The following is a 22,425-nucleotide window of genomic DNA, read 5'->3' on the forward strand; positions in this document are numbered from 1 at the left end:
ATTTACCCCCAAGTCTTTCGTTTGCCGGTCGTAACGCTTGCGCGCTGCGTATACGTCACATCGAGGCTTCCCGGCGATGCGACGGGCGCAGTGTAATGAGCCGATTTTCTGCTGTTAGCCCTGCGCGGCGGGAAGGTGCTCTTCAAAATGGGGGATATTTATCAGCGCGGAAAACGGCTATTCGCCGGTTGAAACATGGGACCGGCCAGCGCGCCATGCGCTGGCATTGAATTTCAGCGGGGTACTGCGCGGTCCACGTCGGCGTGGTCGGAACGGACGTTGGAGGGCCGGGACAACGACGCTTCAGCCTTGCATCTCCTGCTCCCACCAGCCGCGCGTGTTCACATCGGCGGCATCGGCGAGCGCTTCCAGCTCGGCGATTTCGTCGGCGGCAAGCGCGATGCGGCTGGCTCGAACCAGGCCATCGACATGGTCGGGCCGGGTCACGCCGACGATCGGCGTCGTTCCCTTGGCGAGGGCCCAGGCCGTCGCGACATCGGGCGCGGCTGCCCCGCGCTTTCGACCGATCGCGGCGAGTGCATCCGTCAGCGCTTTCAGCCGAGGCAGCATGCGATTGTAGGTCTGCGCCCGGTTGCTGCCTTCCGGCAAAGGATGCGCCGGACCATACTTGCCGCTCAGCGCGCCCTGCTCGAGCACCATATAGGCGAAGAACGGGATGCCGCGATCGCGGCAATAGTCGAGGATGCCGGCGCGCTCGGAATCGCGGTAAAGCAGACTGTAGTGGTTCTGGATCGCTTCGACCCGAAACCCGGCTTCGCGGAGAATCCGGTCGGCCTGCTCGATTTCGCCCAGGTTGTGATTCGAGACGCCGACGTGCTTGATCTTCCCGCTCTCGAGCAACGGAATCAGGTGCGGTGTCCACCGTGCCACATCGGCCGGATTGTGAATCCAGTAGAAGTCGACGTAATCCGTACCGAGGCGGGCCAGACTCTGCGCCAGCATGTCCGCCACCGGATCGGCGCCGGTTCCCGCGGCCTGCGGGGTGAATTTCGTCGAAAGCCGGTAGTCGCTGCGCGCGAAGCGCTTCAGCACGTCGCCGAGTACGGTTTCTGAACGGCCCATGCCGTACACCATGGCGGTGTCCCAGAGGCTGAATCCGGCCGCATGGGCCTTGTCGGCGACCGCTTCCAGGCCAGCCCGCGTGAGGCTGCTGCCGAAGTAGCCATTGCCCGCCTCGCCGCTGTCGCCCCAGGCCCACGTGCCCAGTGCAATCGTGGGGGTTTTCGGATTGTCGGTTGTCATGTGCGTTCCCTATTCGTTTCGCGACCGGGTTTGTCGTGCCCCGGCTGCCGCTCACACTGTGATGCGCGGCGCCGCCGAACCGTTAGCCTGATATCCCGAAATAGCTGCACGATCCTCCAGAAACAGGTTCGCATTGGCGCCCTTCCGCGCGGCATGCGATAGTCGGATGCATGGAAACCTTGACTGAAATCGCTTCCGTGATTGCCCAGCACGTGTCGATGGACGGCTTCCAGGCCACCCCGATCGAGCGGATGACGCTCGTTCGATCCTCCACGGTGACGATGCCGATGCCGAATGTTTACCGGCCGCAACTCTGTCTCGTCGCGGAGGGACACAAGGAGGTCACGCTGGGCGACCGTGTCTTGAAATATGCACCGGGGCGCTACGGAGTCGTGACCTACGATCTGCCGGCAACCGGTCGCGTGGTCGATGCGACGCCCGACAAACCCTACCTGTGCCTGTACCTCGATTTCGATCCGGTCATGCTGGCGGATCTGGCGCTGCGCGTGCCGCCATTACCGGAAGCGCCATCCCCGCCCGTCGGCAAAACGGTGTCCGACGCCGGCGCCGCTCTGCTCGATGCGGCGCTGCGCCTGCTGCGTCTGCTCGACAATCCGGCAGCGCTGCCCGTGCTCGGGCCGCTTGCCGAACAGGAAATTCTCTATCACCTGCTCGCCGGTCCCGACGGCGCCAGGATGCGCCACATTACCGCCGGCCAGGGCCGGGTGGCTCAGGTCGGTCGCGCCATCGCATGGCTCGGCAAGCATTTCCGGGAACGGTTCAGCATCGAGCGGCTTGCCGCGGAAGCGGGCATGAGCCCGTCGAGTCTGCACGAGCATTTTCGCGCGGTGACGGCGATGACGCCGCTGCAGTTCCAGAAGCAACTCAGGCTGCAGCAAGCGCGCAGCCTGATGCTGGTCCACGACATCGACGTCACGACCGCCGCCATCCGCGTGGGTTACGAGAGCCCGTCGCAGTTCAGTCGCGAATATCGCCGCCACTTTGGAGAATCGCCGGCACGCGACATCACTCGCTTGCGCGCATCGGCGGATTCGGCGGATTCGGCAAGGATCACTTGAGCCGGCCGCCCGGCCGACCTCGCTGCGTACCCGGCACCGAGCAGTATGGGAGTGGCGCGCCGCAAGGCAGGCCGATCGCGCCGGCGAATTCGTGTGCCGCACGCACGAATTGACAGCCCCCATCGGCACGCCGAAACTGAGCCCCCCTTTCCCTCGCTGTGGTCATCGGAATGAATTTCGAGATATCGGACTTGCGGGCCTTCGTGGCGACGGCCGACCTCGGCAGCTTTCGCGCGGCGGCCGATGCACTGCATCTGTCGGCGTCCGCGCTGTCGCGCCGGATAGAAAAACTCGAAGAGGTGCTGGGCGTCAGGCTGTTCGAGCGAACCACACGGAAGATGGACCTGACGATCGTCGGCCGCGGGTTTCTCGAGCGCGCTCACCGCATCCTCAACGAGGTCGACAACTCGATGCTCGAGTTCGACGACCTTGCCCGCAAGATGACCGGCGAACTCACGGTCGCGTGCGTGCCGTCGGCGGTGCGCTACTTCCTGCCGGAAACCATCGCGACCTATCATCAGCGCTACCCGGGCATTCGCCTGCGTCTCATCGACGAGCCGTCGTCGATGGTTTTTCTCGCCGTCGCGCGCGGGGAAGCCGATTTCGGCCTGACTTACGTCGGCACCGAAGAGCCGGACATCGAATTCACGCCGCTGCTCGACGACCCTTTCGTTCTCGCTTGCCCGCGCAGTCATCCGCTCGCAAAGCGCAAATCCGTCGCGTGGGCGGAGCTCGCCGGCCTCGAGTATTTGGCCATCGCGCAAGGCAGCGGCAATCGCGCGGTCATAGACGAGGCGCTGGCAGGCGCGGCCGACCGGCCCAAATGGTTCTGCGAGGTACGCCATGTACCCGCGCTCGTGAGTCTGATCGAAGCGGGCCTGGGCGTCGGTGTCGTGCCTCGGCTCGCGATGCCCCGCGGCCCGCACAAGGTACTTGCCAGCGTCGCGCTCGTCGATCCGCCGATCCGGCGAACGCTGGGTGTCATCCAGCGGCGCGGCCGCGGGTTGTCCTCCGCGGGCCGCTTCTTCCTTCAGCTGTTGACGGAGATGCGTGCACCCGGTGTGCCTCCCGCAAGCACGGCCGCTTAGGCGAAGCGCCGGCCCTCGGCTTCGGGCGGCACGGCAAAGCCTTCGCGGGCATCCGGTGGTTGGGTTGGATTGGGTTCGATTCGTGCGCACGGCGCACCAATCGAACGAAAATATGCGTTTGTTGCGTGAACTGCTCCTGCTCGATCATGTGCGAAACGCAAGCGTCGTGCTATTCGCAGCCGCTTGAACCGCACGGTTTTCAAATCGAAGGAGACAACGCGTTCCATGACCCAGCCCACTCCCACTTACGGCATCGTCAGCAAGGCACATCTGACCGAGCTGACCATCGAAGCACTCTGCGCGCTCGGCCTGACGCGCGCCGATGCGACCGACACCGCCACGATCCTCGTGCTTGCCGATCTGTTCGGTCTGCGTACGCACGGCACGAGCCGTATCGAATCGTACGGCTCGCGCCTGCGCATCGGCGGCATCAATCCCGCACCGTCGATCACCACCGAACAGGTGGCGCCGGCCCTTTACCGCCTCGACGGCGACAACGGCATCGGCCCGCTCGTCGGCCATCGCGCACTCGATCTCGCGATGACGGCCGCACGCGAACATGGCATTGCCTGTGTGTTCGTGCGCGGCAGCAATCACTTCGGCCCCGTCTCCCCCTATTCGTACCTCGCCGCGATGCAGGGCTTCGCCAGCATCATCGGCAGTAACGCGACGACGACGATCGCGCCGTGGGGCGGTACCGACGCTCGCCTGGGCAACAGTCCCGTCGGCTTTGGCGTCCCGAACCCGAATGGTCGTCCGTTCATGCTCGACATGGCGATCAGCGTCGCGGCACGGGCGAAGATCCGCAACGCGCTCAAGCGCGGCGAACCGATTCCCGGCGACTGGGCCACCGACGCGCAAGGCAAACCGACCACCGATCCGAAAGCCGCGCTCGACGGCTTTCTGCTGCCGATCGGCGGCCACAAGGGCTACGGCCTCGCACTGGTGGTCGACCTGTTCGCGGGACTGCTTTCCGGAGCGGCGTATCTCACGCACGTCAAGTCGTGGGAGGACGACCCTGAACAACCGCAGAATCTCGGCCACTTCTTCATTCTCATCGATACGACCCGGCTCGGCAGCACCGGGTGGCTCGCCACGCACATGGCCGATTACGCGGCGATCCTGCACGGCTCCCAACCGGCCGATCCGGAGGCGCCCGTGATCGTGCCCGGCGAGATCGAACTCGGTCGCCTGGAACGCCAGATGGCGGAAGGCATCGATATCGGCGCGGCACAGCTCGCGATGCTGGAAGCGACCGCCCGTCCGCGGCGCTGAACGCCGCGTTCGCGAGCGTGGCCCGCCACGCTCGCACCGCTCCGAACGCACGGCGCGGCAGCGAAACGACAAGCGACGGACCGGATAGCGCGTTCGAGCGCCCGGCCGTCAAGCACATAACAAGCTCCAGGGAGCGACAGGTGACAAACATTCGATGGCGCATCGTCCTGCTGCTGTTCATCGCAGGCTTCATCAATTATCTCGACCGTGCGGCGCTGTCCGTCGCCGCCCCCGCCGTCATGCGGGAACTGCATATGTCGCCGAGCAGCCTCGGGCTGCTGTTCTCGACGTTCTTCATCGGCTACGCGGCATTCAATTTCATCGGCGGATGGGCGGCGGATCGCTGGGGCGGCAAGCGCGTCTTCTCCGGGGCAGTCCTGACGTGGTCGTTGCTATGCGGTGCGACCGGCCTTGCCGGCGGCTTCGGCTCGCTACTGGCAGTCCGCACGCTGTTCGGCATGGCCGAAGGCCCGCTCGCGACGACGATCAACAAGATCGTGAACAACTGGTTTCCTCACAAGGAGTCGGCGACCGCATTCGGCTTCGCGAATTGCGGCCTGCCGCTGGGCGGCGCGGTCGCGGGGCCGGTCGTCGGCCTGCTGACGGCCGCTTACGGGTGGCGCGTCGCATTCGCCGGAATCGCGTGTTTCGGCTTGCTCTGGCTGGTGTTCTGGATGTTCATGGCGACCGACAAGCCGCATCAGCATGCACGCGTATCCGATGACGAACGTCGGCTGATCGAATCCGACCGAAGCGTCCCCGAAAGCCCTGCGGACCTGCGGCCCCTCGGCTTCTACCTCAAGCAGCCCGCCATTCTCGCGGCGATGATTTCGTACTTCGGTTACAGCTACATCCTGTTTTTCTTTCTCACCTGGTTCCCGACCTTTCTGACGATGGACCGTCACCTGAGCCTGAAAAGCATGAGTCTCGCGACGGTGCTGCCCTGGCTGCTGGGGTTCATCGGCTACGGACTGAGCGGCGTGCTGTCCGATCTGATCTTTCGCCGCACGGGCAACGCACTGCTCGCGCGCAAGCGGGTATTGGTCGCCTGTCTCGGCACGGCAGGCGTGTGCGTCACGCTGGCCGGCGCCGTGACCACGACGCTCGGTGCGCTGCTGTTGATGGCCGTTGCGGTGTTTGCCCTTTATCTGAGCGGCAGCGCCTATTGGGCACTGATTCAGGACACGATCCCCGGCCCGAAACTCGGCAGTGTCGGCGGATGCGTACACGCGATCGCCAACTGCGCGGGCATCGTCGGCCCGGCTGCAACCGGCTTTCTCGTGCAGGAAAGCCATACGTTCTTCAGCGCGTTCTTTCTCGCGGGCGGTATTGCGCTCGCCAGCGTGCTGGCCGTCGCGATACTGCTGAGGCCCGAGCGCTCGCGCAACGCGAGTCGAGCGATGCACGGGTCTGCGGCTGAAGGCCCGTGCCCCCATGAATTTCTTTTCTTCACGCTATCGACATGAAACCCGACCCATCCGCCATTCGCGCACTCACACCCACCGGCAAGCTGCGGGCATCGATCAATCTCGGGAATCCCATTCTCGCGGGCAAGGACGCATCGGGCGAACCGGCCGGTGTGTCGGTCGACCTGGCGCGCGCCTTTGCCGCAACGCTCGGCGTGGCACTTGAACTCGTGGTGCTCGACGCGGCCGGCAAGTCCGTCCAGGCGGTCAGCGACGAGCGGGCGGACATCGGCTTCTTCGCCATCGATCCACGACGAGGAGAAACCATCGCGTTTACCGATCCGTACGTCTTGATCGAAGGCTATTACATGGTGCGCGATGAATCGTCGATTCGCGCCAACGACGATGTCGACCAGCCGTCGATCCGCGTGGCAGTTGGTGAGGGAAGCGCTTACGATTTGTTCCTGACGCGCGAGTTGAAGCATGCGCGGATCGTGCGGGCACCGACGTCTCCGACCGTCGTCCGGACGTTCCTCGACGAGGGCCTGGATGTGGCCGCCGGCGTCAAGCAGCAGCTCGAGGCAGACGCACGTCAAGCGCCTGGCCTGCGTTTGCTCGACGAGCGATTCATGGTGATCCGTCAGGCGATGGGTTTGCCGAAAAGCCGCGGTGCGGCGGCAGCCGACACGTTGCGGGCCTTCGTCGAGGAAGCGAAGGCATCCGGGTTCGTCGCCGAGGCACTCGCGCGGCACAAGATTACCGGCGCGTCGGTCGCGCCCGCTGCGTAGGCCGACGCGGCCCACGCGTCGTCGGCTTGGGCGTCAGTCGCGTCAGTCCGACACGCGCGCGGTCGATCGCGTCCGCGCCGCGCCGACGGCAACGATCGCGCCACCCAGTATCGCCATGCCGATCGACGTCAGCGTCACGACGAGCGCCACGCGCCCGCGGCCGGAGAAGAGCCCCACGAGCAGCCCCCCAAGCGGCTGCGTCGCGTTGTTCAGCAGGACGATGACGCCCGTCGTCTTGCCATAGTCCCGAGGGGGAATGATCGCCTGCCGTGCGCTGCGGATGTACACGTTGAACATCTTGTCGAAACCGATGACCATCAGGAAACCGGCAACGTACATCGCGATCGAACCCGACAGGCCCATCACGAGGCCGCCGGCCGCGATCGCGACGAATGCGACGATGCCGAGCCGCACGCGCGATACCTCGATACGCGCGACGAACAACAGGACCACGACCGTCGCGACGGCACCCGCGACCTGCAGCCCCGCATAGAAACCGCCCGACTGCCGAAACGTACCGGTGACCATCGCAGCCGACGTCGCCAGTGTCGTCCCGATCACGAGGTTTTCCGCCGCCGCGAGCAGGACGAGCCGCGAGAGCCCCGGCAGCGTAAGGACATGCGTCAGCGCCACGCCGAACGGCGCATACCACGGCCCCACCGCGTGCTCGGGACGCGCAATGCGCGCCGTGCTGGTGCGCTGCCATACGAACGCCAACAGATCCGCCGCGACGAACAGTAGCGCCGCGCAAGCGACGCCCCACTCCCAGGTGCGCCATCCCAGCAGCGCCGCCGCAACGATCGGTCCGAGCACGACGCCCGACTGATCGGCGAGCTGCGTATGGGCCAGCACCTTCTCGAAGCGCTGCAGCGGAAAAATCTGCGGCAGCAGCACCTCCCGGGCGACGAGACCCTGGCTCGTGAGTACGCCGCATACGGCGGACAGCGCGATCAGCCAGCCGATTCCGCTCCAGGCGACATAGCCGACGATGCCGATCAGACAAGCGACGGCCCGGCTGGCCTGGCTCATTCGCAGCACGCGAATCGGCGACACGCGATCGCTCAGTGCACCGCAGATCGGGAAGGCAATGAATCGCGGGAGCGTTTCGATGAAAAAAGCGAGCCCGGACCACGTCGCTTGCCGAGTGACCTGAAAGACGACGAGCGGCACCAGAAAGAGCAGCATCTGGTCCGCAAGACGCGCCAGAAAGAGAGAACCCAGAAAGGCCGGCTGATCGACGCGCATCACGCGTATGCCTCTGCAAGATTGGTCGGAAGGCGCCCGCGGGATACGCCCGCTTCGCGGGGCGCTCGGTACGTCGATCCGGACGCGCCGCCGATGTTGCGCTGCTCGGATCGACCCCCGCTGACGAGCACGAGAAAGCACGAGATCCTCGTCCTTGCCGCCATTCAACCACGCGCACCGTCCGGTTGCAAACCGCAACCGGACGGTCGACCTCAATTGCTGAAGATCAGACCGCGAGCGGCGCCATTGACGTAAATCCGGCCGTATGTGTTCCAGTCGCCGGCCATCACGCCGGAGTCGCCGAATTGGTGCGCGTCGTCGTTGAAGCGCGCCCACGTCGCGCCGCCGTCGTCGGAATGGTAAATGCCCCAGACGCCGTTCAGCGTGCCTTCCACGTAGACCGCGGCCGAGTACGGCGAACCGGTCGGTGCCTTGCCCAACGCGATCACGGTGGCGCCCGGCGTGCCGTTGGCCGACGCAAAGGCGCCGAGCTTCGACCAGGTCGCCCCGAGTCCACCGAGTGGTACACGGCCGTGCCGTCGGCCAGCCAAAGATCGCCCTCCGCGTTCGGATTAACCGCCATCGACGTATCCCGCCACGAATTCCACGCCAGATTCGCGTTCACCGAGCCCTGGCTCAGCGTGAACGTGTGGCCGCCATCGTTCGAGACGTAGATCTTGCCGCGCTGCCAGCTCCACGACGCACCGCCCGAATCATACGCATAGACCTTGTTCGGGTTCTTGCGGTCCGCGGCCAGGCGGTAGGCACGCGGGAAGCCGTTCCAGACGGCGCTGAACGCCGGCAGGTTGGTCGCCGTCCAGCTGGCGCCATTGTTGGTCGTGTACGACGGCACCGAGTCCGGCGGTGCCCAGGTCACGTTGTTGCGTGACGGGACGACCAGGTTGCCCACGTTGCTCTGGCTTGCCGCTGCGCCGTTGGGCAGCGACGCGAACGTCGACCAGCTATTGCCGCTGTCGCCCGACCAGAAGCCCCTGGTGGCATGGCCGTTGGCGTTGTCGACGCCCGCGGCGGCGATGTACGCCGGATCGGACCACGACATATCGGCCGAGTTGCCGTTGCTCCACGTGTTCAAGGGCCCTTCGTCGGCCTCGTCGAAAGTTCCGTATTGACCCACGTGCCGATATCGCCCGCGCTGTTGATGAAGTTGTATGACGCACCGGGCGGCGCCGTGACCAGCGCCAGCGTCACGGTTTCCTCGAGGTTGTCGACCTTGGGGCTCCAGGTTGGCGTGGGCGACGAGGCGTTCATCGTTTCACAGATGCCGCCGCCGTGGACGTGCATGACGTGATCGCGATTGGTTGGGTCGATGGTGACGCCCTCGACCCAGCCGGCGCAGCCACCCGCAGCAATGCCGGTATGCGGCATGCCGGCCTCGATTTCGCGCCATGTAGTGCCGCCGTCGTCGGATAGCTGGATCGTCTTGCTGGTGTCGCTCCAGCCGGTCATGCCCAGTGCAATGCGAGCGGACGAGCCCAGACCGGCGACGGACAGGCCGCCAAAGCCGTTGCTGCTGGAGCTGTTGAGCAGCGTCCAGTTGCTGTCGTTGCTGCCGCCGAACTTGTAGAGACGGCTCGGTCCGCCGATGCCCTGGCCGACGCCCGCGTTGAACGCCACGTAAAAGGTGCCGTCGAACGTGCGCACGACGTGCGGGATGTAGTAGCCAGACACCGCTGACGGGACCGGCACCGGCGTCCACGAGAAGCCGCCGTTGGTGGACTTGTACAGCGTCGACGTCAGGCCCGCCGCGTTCGCGTAGTCCGGGGCGACGGTGGCCCACATGATCCAGGTCGGCTGGCCGCTACCCTTGCCCGACGTATCGAAGATCACCTGTTCGACGCCGATCGGGGAATTGCCGCCGCCGATCGTGGTGGAGGACAATCCCGTGACCTGCGACCACGTGCGGCCCGAATCGGCACTCTTCCACAGGCCGGCCGTGCGCGAGCCGTAGAACAGCGTCGACGGATTGTTGGGGTCCACCTGCAGGCGCTCGCCGGTGGCCCGGCCGTTGTCGTTGCCGCCTACCGGGAACGGCAGGTCGTAGTGCGTCCACGTGTTGCCGCGATCGCTGGAGATGTAGATGCGGCCGTTGTGCCCCTGCGTCACCGTAATGCCGGTCATCATGTAGACGAGCTGGTCGTCGTTCGGGTCGAGTGCGAGGCTTTCGACGCCGTGGAAGTCGCCCTCGCCCGCACCGAAACCGATGCCGTCGGTGATGGGCGTCCATGTCGAGCTGGCCGCGTTCCAGCGGTACGCGCCGCCGACGTCGGTGCGTGCGTACAGCAGGCTCGCGTTGGTCGGATGATAGATCAGGCCGGTGACGTAGCCGCCCCCGCCCCACTTGACGCTGGTCCAGCTCGCCGCCGGCAGGTTGCTGCCGCTGCCGTTTCCGCCGATCTGGCCACGATTGGCGGCGACATTGGCGGCCAGACTGGACGCGCCTGTCGTGCTGTCGGATCCACCACCACAGCCCCATAACGTACACGCCACCGCCGCAGCGGCAATCCATCGCTGAGAAAACACGGTCATCGGAGAAATCCTTGAAGGAAGAGGTTCATCGCAGGGCCCGCCGTCGGGCCCTGTGCAATCAATTCGCCACGAGCGATGCAATCTGCGCAGCGCCGAGCGCACCGCGATAGATGCGGAAATCGTCGATCAGGCCGTGGAACGTGGCGTCGGCACTGTATTGCGATTTGCCCAGCCAGTTCTGCGTGGCACTGCCGAGGCGGAACGGCGCCTGGAACATCGCCGTGTTGGTACCGACGGGCACGCCGTCCACGTAGATCGTGCCGGTCGAACCCGACAGCGTGACGGCCACATGCACCCATCGCTTGCTCGGCAGCTCGGTGGGCGCGTCGATGATCTGTTCCGGAGGGCCGTCACCGGGGCCGTTGGCCGTCATCGCGAAGCGCATGCCGGCCCAGCCGTTGCGCATCTGCCCGCGCGGCGTGAACATCATGTAGCGGTGAAAGCCCGTGCCGAAATCGAACAGGCGTGCCCACGTCTGCGAGCCGTTCCAGAACACCCAGCTGGCGATGGTGAAGTCCGACACATCGGCCAGCAGATCGTCGGGCAGCGCCACATACGCGCCCGAGCCGTTGAGCGAGACCGCGTTGCCGCTGCGCCCCGCTGCCCACGTAGCGCCGTTGAGCGTGCCATTGCGCCCGTTGCCCGAGCTATCGGCGACCGTGATGCCGCTGCCTTCATCGAACGCGAGGTGCGCGAGCAACTGCTGCGCCGTGATCACTTTCACTTCGTTGGAGTGCGCCGATTCGCCCGCAATCGTTTGCGCCGTCACGACATAAAAATACGTGCCGGCACCGGCTGGCATGTCGGTATAGGTCAGCAGATCGGTGATCCCGCTCTGGATGGTGCTGTATGGTCCGCCGGCAATGGTGGCGCGCTTGACGTTGTAGCTGACGGCGTTGCTGCTGCCCCACCACGACAGCACCACCTTGCCCGCACTGGTGTAGCCCGTCAGGCCGGTCGGCGTGGCGGCAGGGGTGCCGGGGTCGAGCGTGCAGGTGAGCGTGCCGTAGCCAAGCTGGTCGAATCCGCCACTGTTGGGGCCGTAGTTGCCGCCACCGCCTTCCGGTGCCACAAGCTCGGCTGCGCGCTGGGTGTAAGGCGCCGCCAGACCTTTGCGGTTGATGTAATGGTTGGCCACCAGCGCCCAGCAGGGCCGCCCCAGGGCGCTGCCTTGCCCGCCGGTGGACAGCTGCGTCTGGATGACGCCGGCGCTGTTCTGGTACGTGACGAAAGGCACCGTGTGGAACGCGCCGTCCTCCTGTGTCAGGTTGGCCTTGGCCACGTATTCCGCGCCTGCGAGGAAGCGGTTGTTGTCGTAGCCGTACAGGTCGATGCCCTGATTCCACGCCATCTCGCAAATGGCGCCCGTCAATGCAATGCCGAGCACACTGTGCCCCTGGTCCCGGCCGGCTTCCTGCCATTGTCCGAGGTTGCCGGGATGCATGTAATACACGGCTTGCCGGATACAGCCGTTACTGCCACCGGTCTTGAAATGGGTGACGGCCTCGTTGACGAGCTCGGCATCGTCGCACAGCACGCCAATGGCCAGGACGCACGCGATGTTCGCCAGTCCCCAGTTGGCCCAGTAGTGCGTGTCCATCGCGGTGTCGATACGGGTCAGGAAAGCATGGCTGACCGGGTAGAAGACATTGCGCATCATCGCCTGAAACGCGGCGAGGCCGGCCGGGCTCCAGCCGCTGTAGCTGCGCATGATTTCGGCGGCGTTGGCGAACTCGTAGCCATAGATGCCGGCGGCGAGCGCCACGTCGCTGCCGCCGAGCGTCGTCAGCGTCGAGGCCCATTGGTCCAGATACTCCACGGCCTTGTCGGCGTAGCGCTTGTCGTCCGACACCTTCCAGCGCAGCGCGTCGCCATAGGCGGCGGCGATGTCGTTGTAGAGCGCGCCGTAGTTCTGACCATGCGTCGGATCGTTGCCGCGATATATGCCGACCTGCGGGTTCGGCTTGTTCGTCAGGCGCGTGTGACCGTTGGCGACGAGCACGTTCCAGCTGTCGATCCACGGGGAAGCGTGCGCGCCGACTTTCGCGCGCATGCGTTCGAAATCCGCCTCGGTATGCAGCAAGCCAGGATGCGTGAAGGTGCGGGTTTGGGCAGTGCCTGCCGACGTCGCGCGTGCGTCGATACCGCCAGAAGTTGGAGCAACTCCGGACGCCAGGGCGCTGTTGTTTGCCGATGTACGCTCAGCGTCTGTAACCGCGTTACCTCCGTCACCGCCGCATCCGGCCAGAAGCGTTGCACCGAGACCCATCACGAAATGGCGTCGTGCAGTACTCTCGATGTCGCCGAGTGGGACGATTTCCTCGGACAGCATCGTCGATGCTCCCTTGTCTCGCATGTCTGGATCCCCTGTTTTTTCGCTATCGTCAACGCGACAAAAATGTACTATCCGTTCCGTATTCATCAGGAACGGGAAGCATTCTATCCAGTGTGATAGGGATCCAATCAAGCGGAAAATAACAAATTCACCGATGACACGCACTTGTCACATCGATGATGCAAGGATCGAGGAGTGCACGAGGCGGCCGGGCACAGCCGTAGAACAGAGCAAAGGTCGTCACCGTTTGCGAAGTACACATGGCGCTTCATCGGCCGACGCCGACGCGGAACCGCAAGACTTCCCCGGAATCCAGCCTATTCGTCCAACGAAATAAAATCGTCGCCGACCGTGGTGTCGCGCAAAGCGGCGTCGACTCCCCCTGCAGTGTCGGCAGCGCCTGCCTACCGCCCCAACACGCGCTCCACCAGCCTCACGAAATAACTCGCTCCCACCGGCAGCAACGCATCGTTGAAGTCGTAACTGGCGTTATGCAGCAGGCAAGGCCCGCCGCCATGCCCGTGCACGCGATGATCGCCCGCCCCATTCCCGAGGAACGCATAACAACCCGGCTTCTCGCGCAGCATGAACGAGAAATCCTCCGCCGCCATGGTCGGATCGACGGCCGCGTTCACATGCGCGTCGCCCACCAGCTCGCGCATCACCGCTACCGCCACTGCCGTCTGTTCGGCGTCGTTCACGGTAGCCGGATACTGGCGCTGGAAATCCACCTCGCTCTCGCAATCGAAGGCCGCGGCCGTCGCGGCCACCACCGCGCGCATGCGCGTCTCGATGAGGTCGAGCGTCGCATCCGAGAAGGTCCGCACCGTGCCGCCGAGCCAGGCATCGGTCGGCACCACGTTCATTGCCTCGCCCGCATGCACCTGCGTGACCGACAGTACCGCGCCGTCGATCGGATTGCGGTTGCGCGTGACGATCCCCTGCAGCGCGCTCAGCACCTGCCCCGCCGCGAACACCGGATCGCGGCCCAGGTGCGGCATGGCCGCGTGGCAGCCAGCCCCGCGCAAGTCGATCCGGAACAGGCTGGTCGAGGCCATCAGCGGCCCCGGCCGCACCGCGAAATCGCCGGCCGCGATGCCGGGCCAGTTGTGCAGCCCGAACACGGCATCCACCGGGAAACGCTCGAACAGGCCGTCCTCGATCATCGCGCGCGCGCCGCCGCCCGCTTCCTCGGCCGGCTGGAAGAACAGCTGCACGGTGCCGTCGAACTCGCCATGCCGCGCCAGATGGCGCGCGGCCCCGAGCAGCATGGTGGTGTGTCCGTCGTGGCCGCACGCATGCATCGCGCCGGGCACCGTCGAACGATGCGCGAAGGTGTTGGCCTCCTGCACGGGCAGCGCATCCATGTCGGCGCGCAGGCCGATCGCACGCGCGCTGCCGCCGCGCTTCAAGGTGCCGACCACGCCGGTGCGGCCCACGCCGCGCGTGACGGCGTAACCCCATTGCTCGAGCCGCTCGGCGACGAGTTCGGCGGTGCGGTACACGTCGTAGCCCACCTCGGGATGGGCATGGATATCGCGGCGGATCGCCGTCAGTTCGTCGGCGTGCGCGACGATGGAATCGATCAGTTTCATGCGGAGGGAAGCACTTTTGCGGTCGTCGCGGCGTGGCGTGGCGGCGGGCCGATTCATGCCGCCCGCCACCGCCCCGCGAGACGTCAGATATGGAACAGCTGCGCCACCAGGGTCGCGCCGATGAAGGTGCCGGCATTGGCCACGAAGGACACCAGCACGATGCGCCAGCCGAGCCGGCGGAAGGCCGGGATGTCCTTGGCGATCGACAACCCCGCGAACACCAGCATCGGCGTGGTTACGCCGAGGAAATCGTTGTGCGAGCTGAGCGCGGCTATCTGCGAAGCCCACGGGGACCACGGCGAGGTCAGGAACATCGCCACCACCGATACCCAGCAGACCGCCGGAATCCGCCGACCCGTCACGCGCGCCAGCGCGTCGCCGACGATCGTCGCGGCCACCATGATCGCGATTCCCGGCAGTCCCGCCAACGGTGTGGTGCCGTGGGCGATCCAGTCGCACACCAGCGCCATCGCGGCCGTCACGATCCACGCGAGCAGCTTGCCGCCGTAGCCGAGCGCGGGTGCCTCGGTCCGCACTTCGCCCAGCGACGGGCTGGCCGCCTCGGGCTGCGCCGAGGCCTTGGTGGTGCGGCCGATCAGCGGCTCCAGCACGCGATAGCCCCAGACCGCGAGCGGCAGCGAGATGAACAGCGTGAAGTAGGTACCGATGGTGGTGGTGATCAGGTTGCTGGCCGCGGCGAACGCGAGCACCGATTTCGCCGTCTCCGGGTCCTGCTGCGCGGCGATCGCGCCCGACGCGGCCGCCATCATGCTGCCCGAGCCGACGCCCGAGCCCATCGCCAGCGCGAGCGGATCGAAAATGCCGAGGCTGCTCACGAAACCCGCGAACACGGCGATGAACACCGCGCCGAACACGGTGCCGGTCAGGTACTCGGCCAGCACGCCGCGGCCCTCGGCCGAATCCATCCCGTACTTCTCGCCGATGATCGCCAGACTCGGCTCGCGGCCCACCGAGAAGGTCGCGCCGATCGCCTCGCGCTTGATGCCGAGCAGCAACGCGAGCGGCAGGCCGAGCAGGATGGTGCCGACGAAGTGGCCGAATTCCTGGAAGGCCAGCGCCCAGCCCGCCGACGCCAGCTTGGGCAGCGCGCTGCCCACCATCAATCCGAGCTTGGAGACGAACAGCAGCAGCGCCGGCTGCAGGATCGCGGCCGCGAAGAACTGGTCGGGCACGCTCAGGCGCGCGCTGCTGTTCCAGCGCGCGCTCGCCAGCCCCACCGCGGCGCCGAGCAGCAGCGCCCAGATCATCGGCAGCAGCACGACCTTGCCCGGTCCGAGCTTGAACGTGAACGAGCCGATCCATTCGGCGACCAGCAAAATGCCGGCCGCGTAAAGCAGGACCTTGGCGGTGGCCGCGCCGCCCAGCTCGCGGCGCTCGATACCCAATGCGTGTTCCATGACGAATCTCCCCTTGAAGCCCGGCTGCCGTCGCATGCGGACCGGTGATTACAGATAACCGAACGCGGCGGGCGGCGCTTCCGCCGTCTCGACCCACACGCTCTTGGTCTGCGTGTATTCGTACAGCGCCTCGACCCCGCTCGAGCGGCCGTAGCCGCTCATGCCGTAGCCGCCGAACGGCGACGCCACGTTGATGGTCTTGTAGCCGTTGACCCAGAAGGTACCGGCATTCACCTGCGCAGCCATGCGATGCGCGCGCGCCACGTCGGTGGTCCACGCCGCGCCGGCCAGGCCGAAGTCGGTGTCGTTGGCGATCGCGATCGCCTCCTCCTCGGTGTCGAACGGGATGGCGGCCACCACCGGCCCGAAGATCTCGGTGCGCGCCACCTCCATCGCGTTCGACACGCCGGCCAGCACGGTGGGCGCGACGAAGTAGCCGCCGCGGCCCGCCTCGACGCGCTCGGCCGAGCCGCTGGCGAGCGTGGCGCCCGCCGCCACGCCGTTCGCGATCATCGACATCACGTGGTCGTACTGCTTGCGATTGTTGATCGGGCCCACCTCGGTCGCCTCGTCGAGCGGCGCGCCGACGCGGATCTTCTTCGCCCCGGCAGCCACCATCGCGACGAATTCGTCGTAGACGGCGCGCTGCACCAGCAGACGCGAGCCGGCCACACAGCTCTGGCCCGCGCCGGCGAAAATCGCCGCCTGCGCGGTCAGCGCGGCGCGCTTGAGGTCGGCATCGGCGAACACGATATTGGCCGACTTGCCGCCCAGCTCCAGCACGCACGGCAGCACGCGGCGCGCGGCGGCCTCGGCGATGCGCGCGCCGGTGGCCGGCGAGCCGACGAACACCACCTTGCTCACCACGCGATGCGCGATCGCGGCCTGCCCGGCGGTGTGACCGAAGCCGGCCAGCACGTTGACCAGACCGCGCGGCAGCCCGGCCCGCTCGCCGAGCCTGGCGACCGCCAGCGACGTGAAGGGCGTCAACTCCGACGGCTTGAGCAGCACACCGTTGCCCATCGCCACCGCGGGCGCCACCTGCCAGCCGCAGGTGAACACCGGCGCGTTCCACGGCGTGATCTGCAGCACCACGCCGGCCGGCTCGCGGCGCGTGTAGTTGAGGTGCGAGGTCGGCACCGGGATCACGCTCCCGTAGAACTTGTCGGTCCAGCCCGCGTAGTACTCGAACATCTCGGCGACCTTCGCCACCTCGCCCCGGCAGTCGCGGATCGGCTTGCCCGAGCCCAGCGCCTCCAGCCGCGCGATCGCGTCGGCCTCGGCGCGGATCGCGCGCGCCACCTCCTGCATCACCCGGCCGCGCGCGGCATGCGTGAGCGCCCACCATTCGCGCTGCGCGCGGCGCGCGCTTTCGGCGGCATGGTCGACAACGGCTGCGCCGGCGTCGCGATAGGCGAGCGTGGCCTCGCCCGTCGCCGCATCGTAAAGCTGGATCGTGTCGCCCTGGCCGGCGACGAGTTCGCCGTCGATATACGAGCCGATCGTGGCGGCACCGGGGAAGAAGTGCGCGAACGCGGCGAGCAACTGGTCTGCGTGCTGGGTCATGTCAGGTTTCCGTGTAGGTGAGTCGAGCGGGATCGTGGCGCGGGCTGCCCCGCCTCAGGCCGGGTCGACGAAGTCGACGATGCGGTTGAAGTCCTCGCCGTCGGCGACGGAACCCTCGCTGGCCGCCCACACGCGCGCCGCCTCGCGCGCCACCGGCGCGACGCTGTCGAACTGGTCGAGCAGGCCCAGCGCGAGCCGCACGTCCTTGCGCATCAGCTTCATCGTGAAACCGGAATCGAACTTGCCATTGAAGATCCAGGTCGGGTAGTTGGTCAGCGTCGCGCTGTTGCGGCCGGAGCCGCCGTTGAGCGCCTCGACCAGCTTTTCCGGATCGACGCCGGCCGCGCGCGCGGTACGCACCGCCTCGCTGGCGACCAGCAAGTGCACGCCGGTCAGCAGGTTGTTGAGCAGCTTGGTGACGTGGCCGGCGCCCACCGGCCCCACATGCACGCGCTTGGCGCTGATCGCCGCGAGGATCGGCTCGATGGCCGCGATATCGCTGTCCGAGCCGCCCAGCACCATGGTCATGGTGGCGGTGGCCGCGCCCTTCGGGCCACCGCTCACCGGGCCGTCGACGAAGCCGATGCCGCGCTCGGCCAGGGCCGCCGCCACACGCCGCGTGCTGTCCGGATCGGCCGTGGTGGTGTCGATCACGATGGAGCCCGGTTTCGCGTTCTCGAGCACCCCGCCCGCGCCCAGCACCACCGCCTCGACCACCGCCGAGGTCGGCAGCGACAGCAGCAGCACGTCGGCGTCGCGCGCGATCCCGGCCACCGAATCGCGCGCCGACAGCACCGCCTGTTCGGCCAGCGCGAGCGCCACGCCCGGCGCCGCGTCGTAGCCGAGCACCGTGTAGTCGCCGCGCCGCAGCGAACCCGCCATGCCGCGCCCCATGTTGCCCAGACCGATCACGCCCACCGTTTTCATCCGACGACTCCTGATAGCTGTTGGTTCGAGGCCGGCGCGCCAGCTTGCGCCTGCCTTGCATGGCCACGATGTTCGGTCCGGCGATCCGTATAATCAATCAACGCCAATATTGATATTGTTCTCTTTTTTAGAACACGCGAATCATGAGCGATACCCTGACCGACAGCCGCATCGTCTATTTCTACGAGGCCGTGCGTTGCGGCACGATCCGCGCCGCGGCCGACTGGCTCGACGTGGCGCCCTCGGCCGTGAGCCGCCAGATCGGGCTGCTGGAGAAGGAGCTCGACGCCACCCTGGTGGAGCGCCACGCGCGCGGCGTGACGCCCACCGAGGCGGGACGTTGCGTGATCGAGTATTTCCGCGAGCAGCTCGCGCACCGCGACGACCTGATCTCGCGCCTGCAGGAGCTGCGCGGGCTCAAGACCGGCCAGGTCAGCCTGGTGCTCGGCGAAGGCTTCGTCTCGGATCTGCTGGCCGGGCCCATGCAGCAGTTCTGCCGGCAGTTCCCCGGAATCCGCGTCAACCTCGACGTGGGCAGCACCAACGACGTGATCCGCAAGATCTCGAACGACGAAGGCGAAATCGGCCTGGTGTACAACCCGCCCGCCGAGCCCAAGCTGGTGTCGCGCGCGTCGAAGCGGCAGCCGATGATGGCGATCGTCGGCCCCGACTTCCCGCGCCGCAGCCACAAGGTGCTGACGGTGCAGCAGCTCGCCACCTACCCGCTGGCGGCCACTCACCCGTCCTACGGCACGCGGCAGATGATGGAGGCCGTGGAATACGCCGAGCGCGTACGGCTCGCGCCGATCATCACCACCAATTCCTTCGCGATCCTGAAGGAGTTCGTGAAATCCGGGCTCGGTATCTCGGTGATGCCGGCCTTCGCGGTGACGGCCGAACTGCAGGCCAGGGAGCTGTTCGCGATCGAGATCGCGCATCCGATCCTCGAGAACGCCGAGGCGCACATGGTCACGCGCGTGGGCCGCAAGCTGTCAGTGGCCGCCAACAAGATGCTGCAGATGATGACGGGGCAGATGCGCGCGTTTCGTTAGCGGGGCTGGCGTGGCCCGTACTCCTGCTCCTGAACGCGACGCGGGTTCGGGTTTGGAGACGGCTTCATGAAAACCGCTGATTCCGCTGCAACGTGTTCCAGCAGCTCAAGCAGCCGCCGCGTTCGAGAAAGGCTTCATGGACAACGCCAGGCGCCCGTGCCCTCATGGGCGCATCACCCAAGCCAAACGTCCTCACGCATCCGGATCCGGAATCCGCGCCGACTGAATCACCACCAGCGTATCACCGGCCTCGATCCTGCACGGCGGATCTTCGTAAAACGAATGAATCTTCCCGCAGCGATCGAGCCCGACCACGATCGCGCCCGGCACGACGTTCGTCAGGCAACCGATTTCATGCGGCAACGCCTCGCGCTCCAGCAGCGTCGCGCGACCGCGCGTCGACAGCATGTCGTTCACGAACGGCACGATGTAGCGGCTGTGGACCGCATCCGCCAGCAACAGCGCGCCGATCTTCGTCGACGATACGATCACGTCCGCGCCGGCCTGCCGCAGTTGCCGCTGATACAGGTTCTCCTGAATCCGCACGACGATCTTCGTATCGGGCGCGATGCTGCGCACCGACAGCGTCAGCAGGATCGCGGTCGGATCGTCGGTTACCGAAATGATCACGGCCTTCGCCGCGCGCACCTGCGCCTGCTGCAGCAGATCCTCATGTGCCGGATCGCCGAGCAACCCCGTCACGCCGAGCGACGTCGCCGCCTCGAGTGCCTGCTGCTGCGAATCGATCACGATGATCGTCGCCGGATCGACGCCGCTCTCCAGCAACTCGCGCACCGCGATCGATCCCGACAGGCCATAACCGCACACGACGATGTGATCGGACAGTTGCTTCTGCAGGCGTTTCATGCGGAATTCCTCGATGACGCGCTGGATCACGAACTGATACGCCGTGCCCAGGAAAATGAACCAGATGCCGATGCGGATCGGCACGATGAAGAACGCATCGAGCAGGCGCGCCCGCGCCGTGACGGGCACGATATCGCCGTAGCCGACCGTCGCGACCGTGACCATCGTGAAGTACACGAGATCGGCCACGGTCATCGGCGTGCTCTTGGTCGAATCGCGCAGGCCGTCGCGATCGAGATACAGCACGAGGAACGCCAGCGTGCACAACAGCACGACCGCGCCGAGACGGAACAGCAGCGTGCGCAGCGGCGACGTCGCGGGGCGCGTGAACAGCGTACGCGCACGCGGCGCCTGCCACGGATTGCGGGCGCGACGCAGACGCATGCGCAACGAGCGGCGCTGATCGGATGGCGTGGCCAACGGGGAATCTCCTGAAGGATGCGGGCTCGATTCTACGACGGGAACGCGGGTGCCCGGGCGTCACAGCATGCTGCGCGGCCGCACCATCGTCCCGTCGACGAACCGCCGCGCGCGAAATGCCGACAGGTCGAGCGACGGCGCGCCCGTGTCGATCCATTCGGCGAGCAGCCGGCCGACAATGGGCCCCATCGCGAAGCCGTGCCCGCAGAACCCTGTCGCGATCGCGAGCCCCGACGGCGTACCCGGCGCATCGATCACCGGGATGCCGTCGGGCAGCACGTCGATCAGGCCGGCCCACGCCTCGACGATCTGCGCATCCTTCAGCGCGGGAAAGATTGCCTTGAGCTTCGCGAGCGCGCGCGGCGCATGCGCCCGATTCGGCTGCGGCTGCGGATCGCGCGGCTCGATCGGCCCGGTCGCGCCACTGATGCGTGCGAGCACGTCGCGCCAGGCGGACGCATTCAGGTGCAGCCGGAATTTGTCGCGCTGCGACCAGAATTCCGGCCAGAAGAGGCTCAATCCGCGCAGGTGGCCGAGCGTCAGATCGACGTCGACCTGCATGTCGTCGGCGAGATTGATCGCGCCGTTCTTGCGCTGCCGGATGCCGAGGCCGTGCCCCCAGATCGTCGACGCGGACACGTCGGGCAGCACGTTGGTGCGCATGCAGGTGCCGCGCACGGCCTGCTGCGGCAGCCGGATGCCGACGCCGTCGAGCAGCCGGAAACTGGTCGCGCCGGCCGCGCAGATCACGCGCCGCGTGCGGATCGTCCCGCGTTCGGTCACGACGCCGACGACCGCGCCGCCCGCCGTCTCGATCGCGGTCACGCCGCAGCCTTCGAAGAAACGCGCGCCGGCCTCGGTCGCGCGCGCCGCGAACGCGGCGGCCACGCGACGCGGCTCGGCCTGCCCGTCGGTCGCCGTGTACAAACCGCCGAGGGTACGCGCGTGAGTCGACAGTCCGGTCACGCGTTCGTCGATCTGTGCGCGTGTCAGCGTGCGCGTGTCGAGCCCATGCTCGCGCGCCACGGTGAGCCACGCCTGGAACGAGGCCCAGTCGTCGTCGTTGTCCGCCAGGTAGAGGCAGCCGCCCTGCCGCCATTCGAGATCGAAACCGAGCGCCTGCTCCAGGCCTTCCCAGATCCGCATGCCGGCCATCATCAGCGGCACTTCGGCGGATTCGCGCCCCTGCTGTCGCACGAAGCCCCACGCGCGCGTCGATTGCTGGCCGGCGATGCGCGACTTGTCGAGCACGACGGCTTTCAGGCCGCGCCGGCCGAGGTAGTACGCGGCCGCGCAGCCCATGATGCCGGCGCCGGCGATCACGACGTCGGCTTCGGGTGGAAATGCCGTATCGGCGTGGCTCAATGCGTCGTGCAGCGGATAGGTGGTGGTCATGGTTTTCTGTCGGATATCAGGGCACGGCAGGCGAAGCTTAGCGCGTCGATGCCGCGATCGCCGAAGCGGCCGCGGCTGACAAGCAACTGTTCGCGCAGGATCAGCGCGAGCGGCTACTGTCCGTCGAGCGGGAAAACGGCGAGCCGTTCCTGTATCTGC

The 22,425-nt window shown here is 66.7% G+C and carries 18 protein-coding genes; 6 read left to right on the forward strand and 12 right to left on the reverse strand.

Going from position 1 to position 22,425, the window contains the following annotated elements:
* Positions 1-303: 303 nt before the first annotated feature.
* The gene (locus tag SY91_RS21760; RefSeq protein WP_023475867.1) at positions 304-1,263 is read right to left on the reverse strand and encodes an aldo/keto reductase; all 960 of its coding nucleotides are present in this window, start codon (positions 1,261-1,263) and stop codon (positions 304-306) included.
* Between the two features lie 170 nt (positions 1,264-1,433).
* On the opposite strand from SY91_RS21760, the gene SY91_RS21765 reads away from it, so the two are divergent.
* From SY91_RS21765 to SY91_RS21785, 5 genes are all read left to right on the forward strand, one after another.
* Positions 1,434-2,342, forward strand: a complete 909-nt coding sequence (locus tag SY91_RS21765) for an AraC family transcriptional regulator (protein WP_023475868.1) — start codon at positions 1,434-1,436, stop codon at positions 2,340-2,342.
* Positions 2,343-2,512: 170 nt separating this feature from the next.
* Complete coding sequence (locus SY91_RS21770; protein ID WP_043887343.1) at positions 2,513-3,430, forward strand: LysR family transcriptional regulator; 918 nt, start codon at positions 2,513-2,515, stop codon at positions 3,428-3,430.
* Between the two features lie 225 nt (positions 3,431-3,655).
* Positions 3,656-4,705 (forward strand): Ldh family oxidoreductase, encoded by a 1,050-nt coding sequence (locus SY91_RS21775; RefSeq protein WP_023475870.1) that lies wholly within the window; start codon positions 3,656-3,658, stop codon positions 4,703-4,705.
* 140 nt (positions 4,706-4,845) lie between these two features.
* Positions 4,846-6,171, forward strand: coding sequence for an MFS transporter (locus SY91_RS21780; RefSeq protein WP_185921407.1), 1,326 nt, complete (start codon positions 4,846-4,848; stop codon positions 6,169-6,171).
* On the forward strand, positions 6,168-6,899 hold the full coding sequence (locus SY91_RS21785) for an ABC transporter substrate-binding protein (protein WP_023475872.1): 732 nt from the start codon (positions 6,168-6,170) through the stop codon (positions 6,897-6,899). The genes SY91_RS21780 and SY91_RS21785 overlap by 4 nt, the downstream gene beginning before the upstream one ends.
* Positions 6,900-6,941: 42 nt before the next feature.
* On the opposite strand, the gene SY91_RS21790 is transcribed toward SY91_RS21785, so the two are convergent.
* From SY91_RS21790 to SY91_RS21820, 9 genes are all read right to left on the reverse strand, one after another.
* Positions 6,942-8,144 (reverse strand): MFS transporter, encoded by a 1,203-nt coding sequence (locus tag SY91_RS21790; RefSeq protein WP_023475873.1) that lies wholly within the window; start codon positions 8,142-8,144, stop codon positions 6,942-6,944.
* A gap of 212 nt (positions 8,145-8,356) precedes the next feature.
* The gene (locus SY91_RS35135; RefSeq protein WP_260632484.1) at positions 8,357-8,539 is read right to left on the reverse strand and encodes a hypothetical protein; all 183 of its coding nucleotides are present in this window, start codon (positions 8,537-8,539) and stop codon (positions 8,357-8,359) included.
* Between the two features lie 50 nt (positions 8,540-8,589).
* Positions 8,590-9,237 carry a hypothetical protein gene (locus tag SY91_RS35140; RefSeq protein ID WP_260632485.1) on the reverse strand — a complete coding sequence of 216 codons (648 nt, stop codon included), beginning with the start codon at positions 9,235-9,237 and terminating at the stop codon, positions 8,590-8,592.
* A complete protein-coding gene (locus SY91_RS35145; protein WP_260632486.1) occupies positions 9,234-10,691 on the reverse strand; it encodes a WD40/YVTN/BNR-like repeat-containing protein in 1,458 nt (485 codons plus the stop codon). The genes SY91_RS35140 and SY91_RS35145 overlap by 4 nt, the downstream gene beginning before the upstream one ends.
* A 58-nt stretch (positions 10,692-10,749) precedes the next feature.
* Entirely contained in the window at positions 10,750-13,023 is a 2,274-nt protein-coding gene (locus SY91_RS21800) for a LamG-like jellyroll fold domain-containing protein (protein WP_043887344.1), read from the reverse strand.
* A 407-nt stretch (positions 13,024-13,430) separates the two neighbouring features.
* Complete coding sequence (locus SY91_RS21805; RefSeq protein ID WP_023475877.1) at positions 13,431-14,621, reverse strand: M20 aminoacylase family protein; 1,191 nt, start codon at positions 14,619-14,621, stop codon at positions 13,431-13,433.
* Between the two features lie 83 nt (positions 14,622-14,704).
* Positions 14,705-16,039, reverse strand: coding sequence for a DUF3100 domain-containing protein (locus tag SY91_RS21810; protein WP_023475878.1), 1,335 nt, complete (start codon positions 16,037-16,039; stop codon positions 14,705-14,707).
* A gap of 48 nt (positions 16,040-16,087) precedes the next feature.
* Entirely contained in the window at positions 16,088-17,605 is a 1,518-nt protein-coding gene (locus tag SY91_RS21815; protein ID WP_023475879.1) for an aldehyde dehydrogenase family protein, read from the reverse strand.
* 54 nt (positions 17,606-17,659) lie between these two features.
* Positions 17,660-18,547, reverse strand: a complete 888-nt coding sequence (locus SY91_RS21820) for an NAD(P)-dependent oxidoreductase (RefSeq protein ID WP_260632492.1) — start codon at positions 18,545-18,547, stop codon at positions 17,660-17,662.
* Positions 18,548-18,675: 128 nt separating this feature from the next.
* On the opposite strand from SY91_RS21820, the gene SY91_RS21825 reads away from it, so the two are divergent.
* Positions 18,676-19,584, forward strand: coding sequence for a LysR family transcriptional regulator (locus tag SY91_RS21825; protein WP_023475881.1), 909 nt, complete (start codon positions 18,676-18,678; stop codon positions 19,582-19,584).
* A 192-nt stretch (positions 19,585-19,776) separates the two neighbouring features.
* Here SY91_RS21825 and SY91_RS21830 read toward each other — a convergent pair whose 3' ends face one another.
* Entirely contained in the window at positions 19,777-20,871 is a 1,095-nt protein-coding gene (locus tag SY91_RS21830; RefSeq protein WP_012339802.1) for a potassium channel family protein, read from the reverse strand.
* Between the two features lie 60 nt (positions 20,872-20,931).
* Positions 20,932-22,266, reverse strand: a complete 1,335-nt coding sequence (locus SY91_RS21835) for an NAD(P)/FAD-dependent oxidoreductase (protein ID WP_023475882.1) — start codon at positions 22,264-22,266, stop codon at positions 20,932-20,934.
* Positions 22,267-22,425 lie beyond the last annotated feature (159 nt).

Source organism: Burkholderia cenocepacia (assembly GCF_014211915.1).
Classification (GTDB): Bacteria; Pseudomonadota; Gammaproteobacteria; order Burkholderiales; family Burkholderiaceae; genus Burkholderia; species Burkholderia orbicola.